The organism is Leisingera sp. NJS204 (assembly GCF_004123675.1).
Taxonomy (GTDB): domain Bacteria; phylum Pseudomonadota; class Alphaproteobacteria; order Rhodobacterales; family Rhodobacteraceae; genus Leisingera.
Map to the genome: position 1 here is coordinate 71351 of NZ_CP035420.1, position 10380 is coordinate 81730.

Here is a 10380-nt window from a genome sequence, read left to right on the forward strand (position 1 = left end):
GGGTTTGGAGCGATGTTCCGGGGGGGCTCAGGTGCCGGGTTTTGACACGATGACATCCGGCCAGGGGCCAGGCCTGCCTGCAGAGAGCGCAGTTTGCTGCGGGCCGGAGAGCGTGCTGGTTGTGGTCCCTGCCCTGAATGAAGCGGCCGCAATCGAGGCTTGCATCGCGTCCTTGCGTGCCGGGGACGGGTTCATGGAGCATGTGCGGATCGTCATCGCCGACGGCGGCAGCAATGATGGCACCCAGGATATTGTTGCCGGCCTGGCGGCGTCGGATCCGATGCTGCAGCTTGTTCATAATCCGGACCGGCTGCAATCGGCGGGGATCAACCGTGCGGTGGACAGCGCAGCGCGGCCTGAACACACAATCCTGGTGCGCTGCGATGCCCATTCGGTCTATCCGCCGGGTTATGTCAGGCGGGTGGCCGAAGCCTTTGCGGCGCGCCCTGAGGCGGCCTCGGTCGCCACTGTGATGGATGCCGCAGGCCACAGCGGGTTTGAGCGCGCCTGCGCATGGGTGGTGGATACGCCGCTTGGCTCGGGCGGGTCGCAGCACCGCGGCGGCGGGCGGTCGCAATGGGTGGATCATGGCCATCATGCCGGGTTCCGGCTGGATTGGTTCCGCCGCATCGGCGGCTATAACCCGCGCTTCAGCCATAACGAGGATGCCGAATACGACCGCCGCCTGGTGCTGGCCGGGGGGCGGATCTGGCTGGATGCGGAAAACCGGCTGATCTACAGGATGCGGCCATCGCTGGCGGCCTTGATGCGGCAGTACTGGAATTACGGCCGCGGCCGCGCACGCACGGTGCTGGAGCACCGGATGCGGCCGCGCCTGCGCCAGCTTGTGCCGGTGCTGAATGTGCTGGGGCTGCTGGGCTGCCTGGTTCTTGGCGCAGTGTGGCCGCCCGCGCTGATCTGGCCTGTGGCTTATGCTGCGGCGCTGCTGGCGGTCTCGCTGACGGGCGCGCTGTGCCTGCGCGGCCCGGCCGGCCTGTGGGCCGGGGCGGCGCTGGGGGTCATGCACAATGCCTGGGGGCTGGGATTTCTGCGTATATGGGTGGCTGCTTGGGTGCCCGCTTGGCTGTCCGGGGTCATGGTGCGGGGGATGCAGCGGGCGCAGCGGATGCTGTCTCGTTCGCCGAAGCCCTGAGCCGGGCGATATCGGCCCTGAGCGGACGCCAGGACAGCGCGGCGGCCAGGACCGGCGCGGCAGCGGCGGCTGCCAGCACTGCCAGCGCTTCCCAGGCCAGTCCGGGGATCTGCGGGGCGGCCCAGATCCTGAACCCCAGCCCGGCGGCGATGCCTGCCGCCGCCGGCAGGATCAGCTGGCGCGCGCAGGCCAGGCGGTCCAGCGGCACGCAGCGCCCGAGATAGGCCCAGTACCGCGGCAGATAGGCGATGGCGAACAGGCTGCGGACCAGGATGGCTGCCTCCAGCCCGAACGGCAGCGCCGCCAGGAACAGCAGCAGCCCGATGGCAAAACGCTCAGCCGCCATGCGCAGCCGCAGGTCGGTCCGGTCGGCCACCATGAAGACGCGGGCGCCGCTGGAGGCCACCGCGTCGATCAGCAGGCCGGGCACCGCCAGCGCAAAGACAACGGCCACCGGGCGCCAGGGTTCGGACAGGATCCAGACAAAGGCCGCCTCGCCGGCCAGAGCGATCACCAGGAAAGAGGGAAACAGCAGCGTCGCCAGCAGCCGGGTCGAGGCAAGATACAGGGCTGCGACCTCTGCCGCGCCCTTGCCCTCCCGCCACTGCCGCGACATCGACACAAGCGTCACCTGCGACACCGGCCCGGCCAATGCGGTCCGGGCCAGCCGGGCGGCGCGTTCGGACATTGCCCAGAGCGACACCGCAAGGGTGCCGAACACCGGCCCGAAGGCCAGCACCGGCGTCTGGTTCTGCAGTGTCATGACACCGGAAAACAGCAGCGTGTTCTTGCCGAAGTGCAGATGCGGCCGCAGCAAGGGCCAGTCAAAGGCAAAGCGCGGCTGAAACGCGGACAGCCAGGCAAACCCGGCCGCCCGCAACAGGGCTGTGACCACCTGCTGCGCCACCAGCGCCCACACCCCTGCACCCGCCAGCGCCAGCGCCACTGCCGTCAGCACCCCGGCGATCCCTGCCGCCACGGTCACGCTTGAGATCTGATCAAAGCGGTAGGCGCGCTCCAGCGCAGCCTGATGCGCTGACGTCAGCGATAGCAGAAAAGGCACCGAGGCCAGCACCAGCACAATTGCCGCCAGACCGGGTTCGCCCATCACCCCGGCAAAAACCGGCGCCGCGGCAGCGGTCATCCCGGCCAGCGCTGCGCCGACCAGAAACAGGAACCAGAACACGCTGCTCCACTCCACCGGATCAAAATGCTGCCTGCGCACCAGCGACCGGCCAAGGCCGGCGTCGCTGACGGTATTGGCAAACAGCGGGATCACCATGCCAAGCGCCATCAGCGCAAAGTCCCGCACATCCAGCAGCCGGGTCAGCACCGGCAGGCTGAACAGCTGCAGCAGGGCCAGAACGGCGCGGGCGCCGATCAGCGCGCGGATGCTGGCAAAAAACTGCGCCGGTGCAGCGCCGCCGCTGCCGCCGCTTTCGCTCCGGCCGGGGCTGCGCCCCGGAAACGGCAGGCGGGCGCGCAGCCTCAGCATGTCTGCCCGTCCGCGGCAGCCGCAGCCGCACGGGTGTCCGGCTGCGGCTGGACGGCAGCAGGCGGCGGCACCTTGGGCAGCAGCGTTTCGTCATAGACCCCGATGCCGAAATCCGTCAGCACCCGCGACATGCGGCTGATCTGACGGTCGCTGAAGGCCTGCTGCCACTTGCCGACCTGGGCCTGCGGGTTGCCCAGCAGGCTGGCGTCGACGGTCATCCGGCTGGCCTTGTCGATCCGGGCCAGCGCCGCGGCAGGCACCGGACTGCCCCAGGCGGCAAACAGGCGGGCAATCTCCTGTTCCGGATGCAGGGTCAGCGTCTCATAATGCATCCGGACAGTGCGGGCGCGGGTCACCGGATCCTCCAGCGCGGGCTGCTGGATCCGGCACCACATCGCGACGATACGCTCCTCGTCTGTGTCCAGCGCGCGGATATAGCGGGCAGACTCTGCCAGATCCCCGGCATAGCGGCCGCGGGCCAGATCGGCCTCCATGCCATCGGTGCTGAAGTTCCCCATGCGGATTTGCGAAGCGGCGATGGCAAAGGGATGGCGCAGAAAATGGATCGGCGCGCGCCGGAAGGCAATCCGGCGCAGCATCCAGGGCAAAAACCCGTTGGCGCGGCAGCATTTCACGATCAGCTGCCGGGCGCGCAGGAAATCCGCAACCGGACTGGCCCAGCCTGTCCAGCCGTTGATATGCCGCCCGGACAGGACTTCGCGCAGCAGGGTCTCGGCCTCGGGCCAGTCCGCGCCGGGCGGGATGATCTGGCGCCAGGCAAAGCCGAAGTCGCGCACCTTTGGCGCATGATCCAGATGGAACGGCTCCCAGATGACCGCGCTGGGGGCGGCAGCGCACAGCACCTCGCTCAGCCAGGTGGAGCCGCTGCGCGGATCGCAGGACAGCAGCACCGCATCCTCGGCGCGGAAGCCGCGCATCTTCAGGGCGGCGGCAATGACAGGGGCGCGCAGCAGCTGTTTCACCGGCGGTCCTCCGCGGGCTGCGGCACAGGCGCGGGCGCCTCGGGGCCGGTCAGATAGCCCAGGCGGCGCAGAAGCTGCGCCCGTGCCGCAAGGGTGCGGTCGCGGCTGCGGCGGGGCCGCGGGCCGGGGCCTTGCAGCATTGGCCGGGCGCTGCCGTCCAGCACCGCTGCTACCGCTTGCGGCACCGTATGCAGCGCCTGCAGCAGGTTGCGGGCCCGCAGCATCTGCGGCGTCAGCGGCGGCGCCGCTTCGGTCCGCTGCTGCAGCACGATGCGGCCGGTGTCGACGCCGGCATCGACAAAATGCACGGTGATCCCGCAGCTGTCCCAGCCTTGCTCCAGCACCTGCCAGAATTCGGCCTGGGTGCCGCGGTAGGCCGGCAGGATCGAGGAATGCATGTTGAGCGTGCCGAGCCGCGGCAGGCTGAACACCTCCGGCTGCAGCACCGGGGCGCCGGTGACCGCGATCAGGTCCGGCTGCCGGGCAGCCAGCCAGGCCAGGCTGGCGGCGGCATTGGGGTTTGCGGATGTGTGCACCTTGATGCCCGGCGGCCAGGCCGCAGGCGGGGCGGCGGCGGCGTCAAAGGCCCGGGCGGCCTGCTGTTCAAGGCGGGTTTCCAGGCGCCGGACCCGGCGTTCCAGGAATGAGGCGCGCAGGGCAAAGGCCAGCATCCGGCGCAGCTTTTGGCGCCGCGGGACCGGGCGCTCAATGGCGAGAATGCCGCATAACTGCGCGCCGGATCGCGCCTGCAGCGCCGCCGCCATGGCGCGGCCAAAAGGCACGTTGTGGCAGATCAGCAGGATCCGCGCGCAGGGCTGCGTCTGCGCTTGTGGCGGTGGAGGCTGCGCGCTCATCCCGACAGCTCCCGCGGGTCTAGCTTGCGGAACAGCTCGTGCCGGGACTGAAAATGGCGCAGGAAACTGTCTGGCAGCCCCGACCAATGCGGCTCGGGGCCGTACTGGCCCAGCTGCGAGCAATGTGCCGCCAGCGCATGGGCTTTCTGCGCCCGCAGATCTGTGATCCGGACCGTATGCATTTGCCAGCCGAGCACCGCGCGCGTCATCAAAGCCACCCCGCGCAGGAAGCCGCCGGTATTGCTGCCCTGCCCGCGCCAGGAGCGGAAATCATAGCTCCAGACCGGGTATTCATAAAACGCGGCAGCCGGGCCGTCCCAGGCGGCCATGGCCCGGCGCGCGGCGCGGGCCAGCGCCTGATGGTCGGGGTGGCCGTCGCTGAGGGCGCAGACATAGACCTCTTGCGGCTGGGTCCGGACCAAGGTGTCCAGGATCGCCGCGCTCAGCCGCTGTTCCTGTGCGTCAAGGCGGCTGTCCTGGAACCGCAGGAAGTGCAGCGCCCCGGCCTCCACTCCCAGCCGGGCGCAGGCGGTGCGGGTTTCGGCCTCGCGCAGCGCCGCCAGCCGCTCTCCGGTGGTTTGCAGGGTCTGCTCATAGCGGTGCGAGGCGGAGCCGTCGGTTGCCATCAGCACGGTGACCGGGGTTCCGCTGCGCCGTTTGAGCGCGATCAGACCGCCGCAGCCCAGAGTCTCATCATCCGCATGCGGCGCCAGCACCAGGGCGGTCCGGTGCGCGGTGCGCGCGGTCATATCGCGCGCTTTCAGGCGCAGTGCTGCGTGAAAGCCGCGGCAGGCGGTCTGTTCGGCCTGCAGCCAGGCGCGCTGGCGCAAGGGCGGCGGCGCGGCGGGACGGGTCGCGGACGGGGCCAGCTCTGTCATCAGGCTGCCCCCGGGCCGCGCCGGCGCGCCGCAAGATGCGCCGGAAAATACTCGCCGCGCCGGATCATCCCAAGGGTCTTGCGCAGCACTTCCAGGGGCGGGGCATAACGCGGACCCGGTGCGGCGGCGGCAGCGGCGTTGTGCAGGGCGGCCAGCCGTTCCGGCACCGAGGCCAGACTGTGGCGCTGTGCGATGGCGGCCCGTGCCCGGGCGGCAAGGGTGCGGGCCGCTGCCGGATCGCGGCGCAGTTTTTCGATCACCCCGGCGGTGCCTGACGGCGGGCAATACAGCGCCAGATCGCCGAACGTGGGCGCCAGCCGCGGGTCCAGCACGCAGACGGCGCCCATCAGCATCGCCTCGGCCACTGTGCGCCCGAAGCTTTCGCTGGAGGCGGGGTGGAAGTGGTAGACAAACACATCAAGCCCGTCGAGGAAACCAGCCACCGGCTGTGCGTCGAAATCAAGGATCGTCCAGTCCGACAGGTCCGCACCCATCTGTTCCAGATCCGCGCGCGGGCATCCCATCACCCGGATCTCTGTGTCCGGCAGGCAGGGCAGACTGGCGGCAATACCGGTTGCGGTATCCGGCCATTTCAGCGGATCAGCCCGGCCGTGGCGGCCGATCACCAGCCTGCGGCTGGAGAAGGCCTGCCGTGCGGGCGTCCAGGCGGTGGGGTCGAACACATTGGGCCAGTCCAGGGCGCCAAGGCGGATGAACGGGGCGAAGGAGCGCAATTGCTGGCGGCACAGCCCCGACACCGGCAGCCAGAGCGGCCGCGCCCCGGTGGCGCGCGCCACCCGGCGGGCGGTGGCAATGGGATCATACTGCAGCGATCCGTCGCCCCGGAACGGCAGGTGATGGGCGACCAGAAACGTTTTTTCCGCCCGCAGCCGCAACGGTGTGCAGATGCCGTAGAAAAAGGTCATCGGATGATGCAGAAACACGCTGCGGGCGGTGACAGGGCGGTCTGCAGACGGCTCCAGCCGGGTGATCCGCGGGTCCGCGCACAGCGCCGCAATTGCCGGGCTGCGCCGGTCCGGGGCGCCGTCGAGATAGGGGCTGCGCACCTCAGCCAGGCCAACGCGCAGCCCGGCCTCGAGAAATGCCGCGATATCGCTGGCCATGGCGGCAGCAGTGCCGCCGCAGAACCGCGGGTCGATCACGCAGGCAGCATCCAGCATCAGCGGCGTCCCTCTGCGGCGCGGGCTTCGATATGCGGCCTGGCGCGCGCTGCCGTGCTGATGATTGCAAGCGGATCGGGGAAGACACTGGTTCCAGTCGTGAAATTCCCGGAATGCGGAATGCCCTGAAGTTCGGTTTTCCGGGCGTTTGTTTCTAAAACATATGACACTAGTTTACTCTCAACAGACACCCGGGGCACAGCGGCCGCAACAACCGGACAGGAACAACCGGACAGGGCAAAAACCTCGTTTCTGCTGCCGAAATGGTAGAGGCCTGCAAGTGGAAATCAAGGCCTGCGCTCTTTCCGCATTCCGGACATTGCCGCGGTCTGCAAAGGCGCCTGAGCGGCAGGCTATTGTAACCAGTTTTGTAAGACCCGGATAAGACATGACAGATTTTTCCGCTCCTGAACCGCCGCACGCCCGCCGCCCTGCAACCGCAGGGCAACGCGGCCGGAGAGGCCGCCTGACCGACCTCCTGGCTGCCGCCGCGGTGGTGGCAGTGATGGCGCTCCTGTCCTGGATCCTGGCCGGGGCGCCGGGCACAAACGGCATCGATGATGCGGCGATCACCCGCTCCTATTCCGAGAACATCGCAAACGGGCATGGCTTTGTGTACAACATCGGCGGCGAGCGGGTGGAGGGGGCGACCTCCTTCCTGTGGACCCTCATTCTGGCCGTTCCCTATCTGGGCGGCGGCAATCCCGAGACTGCGATCCTGCTGGTTGCGGCAGGGTTCACCGTTGCCGCGGTCTGGTTCGGCCTGCGCATCGCCCGCCGCGCGGGTGGCGGCCCTGGCAGCCCGGAGGGCACAGCGGCAGCGGCGCTGTCGGCGCTGGCCTTATGCGGGTTGCCGTCCTTTTTCATCTGGTCGGTCTGGTCAATGATGGAGATCGCGCTGTGGACGGCGCTGATCCTGCTGCTGCTCGACCGGCTGTCGCAGCTGGCCGAAGGGGCGGCACCGCCGCACATGGATCTGCCGCTGCTGCTGGCGGCTGCCGCCTTACCGCTGACCCGGCCCGAAGGCATCGCGGTTGCCGCTGGCCTGGGGCTGCTGGCGATTGTCCTGCGCCCGGCGGCCTGGCGCCCGGCAGGGCTTGCTGTTGTTGCGGCCATCACGGGGTTTGCGGCGCTGACGCTGGGGCGGATGGCCTATTTCGGGTTTCCCTTTCCCAATACCTATTACGCCAAGGTCTCTGCGGACCGGCTCCAGAATGTCCTCGACGGGGCCAAGTATTTCATCAGCTTCCTGACCGGGCAGCCCTTTGCCGAGGTGCTGGTGCCGGCCTGGCTGCTGCTGGCCGCGGTCAGCATCATTGGCCTGATCCGGCGCCCTGCCCCCGGCCAGCGCACCAGGGTCCTGGCGGCGGCGGCGGTGTTCGGCATTCTGTTTTCCTATGTGATGCTGGGCGGCGATCATTTTGCGCTCTGGCGGTTTTACCAGCCGGTGATGCCGATCCTGGCGCTGCCGCTGGTGCTGGGCGGGCTGGCGCTGCTGCGGGCTTTGCAGCCGGTTCGGCGCGCCACGGCTGTCGGCCTGGGCCTGGCGGCGCTGCTGGTTTGGAGTGCGGTCAATGCTATTGCCTACCGGCAAGAGCGGTTCCGCATTGCTCGCGAATTCACCCTGTCGGCCCGCGGCGAGGTGTTTGGAACCTATATGAACGGCTTTTCCCCGCGCCCCAGCATGGGGGTTGCGGCAGCGGGCGGCATTGCGCTGACCTACGGCGGGGAGCTGCGCGACCTGATGGGGCTGAACTGGGTCGAGATGGCCCATGCCAACCCCATCAAGACCGGCCTGCGCAACCATGCAAGCTTTGATGCGGATACTTTCTGGAAGCACCCGCCCGACCTTCTGCCGCGGTTCCACAAGCCCGGCTGCCAGCGGCACAACTGGACCGAGGCGGTGCCTGCCTCGGGCACCGGGGTGAAGCAGCTGTTTTTGCAGCCGCGGTTCCGGGCTGAATACACGCCTGTGGTGCTGGAGATGGACGGCGGCGCCTGCACCAACGCCTTTGCTGCGAACAGCTGGCTGGCGCAGGTGGAAAGCAGCCGGATTGTTCCGGCCGGCTGGGACGCTGTTACCCTGACGGGCGGCAAATAGACGTTTTCGTGGCCGGAGCCGGGTGCGCGCCCTAGTCTCTATACGATGGGAAAAGCCATGGAGAAATGTGAACCGTGCCACTGGTAACGATCCAAGCCGCGCTTGAACGGCAGTATGATGCCTGCATTGTCGGCTCCGGCCCGGCCGGGCTTGCGGTTGCGCTGCCGCTGGCCGAGGCAGGCCGGTCCGTTCTGGTGCTGGAGGCCGGCGGCCATGCGCCTTCCCCCGGACCCGGCGCCGCCCTTGAAGATCCCGGCGCCCATATGGCGTCCGCCGACACCCATTGCCAGGGGCTGGGCGGCACGAGTTCCTTGTGGGGCGGGCGGATTGTGCCGCTTGCCGCGCATGATTTTGAGATGGCAGGCTGGCCGCTGCCGTTTGCCGGTCTGGCGCCCTATTTCGCAGACGCTGCGGATTTTCTTGGCGGCCATGCGCCGCCGCAGCCTTTTCTGCGGCCCGGCGCGGCGGGGAATTTTGATCTGGACGCGACAGAGGTGCTGGCCGATTCCGGCTCGTTGATGCGCTGGCACCAGGCCGGTATCGATGCCCCGGGCGGCCCTGATGTGCTGCTGCAGGCCAATGCCGTGGGCCTGGAGTTAGGGACCGGCGCCGATGGCCGCCCCCGCTGCGCCGGTGTCCGGGTCCGGCAGCAGGACGGGGCGCCGGCAGCCAGCATCCGGGCCGGGACAACGGTTCTGGCTCAGGGCGGGATCGAAACCGCCCGGCTGCTGCTGGCCGCGCAGGCGCGGCACCGGGCCGAACTGGGCCATCTGGCGGCGCTGGGGCAGTATTATGCCGGCCATTTGACCGGCAGCATTGCCAGTATTGTCTTTCCGTCCCGGACAGACGCGGCGGAATACGGCTGGCGGCGCGGCGCCGCGCGCGGGCTCAGCCGGCGGGTGTTCCGCAGCACCCCCGAGGCCATGGCGGAAGGGGTCAATATGTTCTTCTGGACCCGCAACTGGCCTGCGGCCAATGCCGGGCACGGCTCGGGGATCCTGTCGGCGAAACACTTGCTGGCACGGCTGCGCGGACGCAGCACGCAAGAACCCGCACCGCTGGGACCCGGCGCGCCTGAGCGGCTGCAGCAAAGCCCGCTGCTGCCGCATCTGCGCAATCTGGCCGCAGACGCGGGCCCCAGCCTGCGGGCGCTGCCGGGCCTGATCCGTGCCCGATATGACCGCGGGCGGGAAGCCGTTGATCATCTGATCCTGAACGGCGCCAACCGCTACAAGCTGAGCTATCATGCGGAACAGGAGCCGCTGGCCGCCAACCGCATCGAGCTGGCCGGTCCGGTGCAGCCGGACATCCTGCCGGAAATCCGCATCCGGTTCGGGTTCTCCCAGGTTGATGTGGAGCGGGTTGTTCGCGGCCACGGGATGCTTGCGGCGGCACTGGCCGCCTCCGGCCTGGCCAGGCTGCAGTATGACGTGCCGCCGCAAGAACAGCCGCAGGCCATCCGCGCCAGCGCCATGGACGGGTACCACCAGACGGGTATGGCGCGGATGGGGCGGGATCCGCGCGACAGCGTGGTCGACGGCGACTGCCGGGTGCATGGGGTGCAGGGCCTTTATCTGGCGGGGTCGGCAATCTTCCGCAGCAGCGGCGCGGCGCAGCCGACGCAGTCCATTGCCGCCTTCTCGATGCGGTTGGCCCGCCACCTGGCCGCGGCCAAGCCGGCCCCTCGTGCCGCTGTTGAACGCGGCTGCCCTGCGGCAGCGGCCCAATGAGCGGC

Annotated in this window: 8 protein-coding genes; 3 read left to right on the forward strand and 5 right to left on the reverse strand. The window is 69.0% G+C overall.

Annotated features, from left to right (window positions below):
- Positions 1-31: 31 nt before the first annotated feature.
- Entirely contained in the window at positions 32-1153 is a 1122-nt protein-coding gene (locus tag ETW24_RS22260; RefSeq protein ID WP_254695778.1) for a glycosyltransferase family 2 protein, read from the forward strand.
- On the opposite strand, the gene ETW24_RS22265 is transcribed toward ETW24_RS22260, so the two are convergent.
- The 5 genes from ETW24_RS22265 to ETW24_RS22285 are packed head-to-tail and all read right to left on the reverse strand — an operon-like array spanning position 1095 to position 6544.
- Entirely contained in the window at positions 1095-2648 is a 1554-nt protein-coding gene (locus ETW24_RS22265; protein WP_129373282.1) for an oligosaccharide flippase family protein, read from the reverse strand. The genes ETW24_RS22260 and ETW24_RS22265 overlap by 59 nt on opposite strands.
- Positions 2642-3631, reverse strand: a complete 990-nt coding sequence (locus ETW24_RS22270) for a hypothetical protein (protein ID WP_129373283.1) — start codon at positions 3629-3631, stop codon at positions 2642-2644. The genes ETW24_RS22265 and ETW24_RS22270 overlap by 7 nt, the downstream gene beginning before the upstream one ends.
- Positions 3628-4485 carry a formyltransferase family protein gene (locus tag ETW24_RS22275; protein ID WP_129373284.1) on the reverse strand — a complete coding sequence of 286 codons (858 nt, stop codon included), beginning with the start codon at positions 4483-4485 and terminating at the stop codon, positions 3628-3630. The genes ETW24_RS22270 and ETW24_RS22275 overlap by 4 nt, the downstream gene beginning before the upstream one ends.
- Complete coding sequence (locus ETW24_RS22280) at positions 4482-5363, reverse strand: PIG-L deacetylase family protein (protein ID WP_129373285.1); 882 nt, start codon at positions 5361-5363, stop codon at positions 4482-4484. Before ETW24_RS22280 ends, ETW24_RS22275 begins: the two co-directional genes overlap by 4 nt.
- Complete coding sequence (locus ETW24_RS22285; protein ID WP_129373286.1) at positions 5363-6544, reverse strand: glycosyltransferase family 1 protein; 1182 nt, start codon at positions 6542-6544, stop codon at positions 5363-5365. Before ETW24_RS22285 ends, ETW24_RS22280 begins: the two co-directional genes overlap by 1 nt.
- A gap of 388 nt (positions 6545-6932) precedes the next feature.
- On the opposite strand from ETW24_RS22285, the gene ETW24_RS22290 reads away from it, so the two are divergent.
- Together ETW24_RS22290 and ETW24_RS22295 are read left to right on the forward strand one after the other, a co-directional pair.
- Positions 6933-8645, forward strand: a complete 1713-nt coding sequence (locus tag ETW24_RS22290) for a hypothetical protein (protein ID WP_129373287.1) — start codon at positions 6933-6935, stop codon at positions 8643-8645.
- 74 nt (positions 8646-8719) lie between these two features.
- A complete protein-coding gene (locus ETW24_RS22295; protein ID WP_129373288.1) occupies positions 8720-10375 on the forward strand; it encodes a GMC oxidoreductase in 1656 nt (551 codons plus the stop codon).
- Positions 10376-10380: the final 5 nt, after the last annotated feature.